This is a genomic window from Halorubrum sp. SD612, assembly GCF_002135005.1.
In genome coordinates, this window is the sequence record NZ_NEWI01000359.1 from 1 (window position 1) to 607 (window position 607).

A 607-nucleotide genomic window follows, 5' to 3' on the forward strand; every position below is an offset into this window, starting at 1 on the left:
GTTGCGGGCAGGTCGGTGACGAACACCGCCGAAGCCCCAGTCGGGAGGGCGGCGCAGGCGACGTAAGCACCGCAACGAGTGAGCGGAGCGAACGAGTGAGGAGCGCAGCGAGCGTGCGCCGCCCTCCCGACTGGGGCTTCGGCGGTGTTCGTCACCGACCTGCCCGCAACGATTTATAAAATGACCGCTAGAACTTCGGCGATATCCGTCGCCGAACCACGCTCAGCGTCTTATAAATAACCGAGTAAAAACTCCGCGTTAAACTCGTATTAGGCCGTCTCCATTTCCCGCTCCAGCTCGCGGAGCTTCTCGATGCGGTTCTCCGTCGAGGGGTGCGTCGAGGCGATCTTCCCGACGAAGCCGGCCTTGATCGGGATGATGAAGAACGCGTTCATCTCCGCCTCCTCGCGGAGGTCCTCCTCGGGCACCCTGTCCATCCGGCCGTCGATCGTCATCAGCGCCGAGGCGAGCGCGCCGGGCTTCCCGGTGATGAGCGCCGCGCCGCGGTCCGCGGAGTACTCGCGGTACCGAGCGCGCGCCCGGATGAGCAGGAAGCAGCCCACCCCCACACCGAGCACCACGAGGATCGCGACGATGACAGGCGCGC

1 protein-coding gene is annotated in these 607 nt (G+C 65.6%); it reads right to left on the reverse strand.

The window, feature by feature from the left end; genetic code table 11:
• Positions 1-269: 269 nt before the first annotated feature.
• Positions 270-607, reverse strand: a 338-nt coding sequence (locus B9G38_RS17320) for a M48 family metalloprotease (RefSeq protein ID WP_158093836.1), incomplete at its 5' end; no start/stop codon positions are given.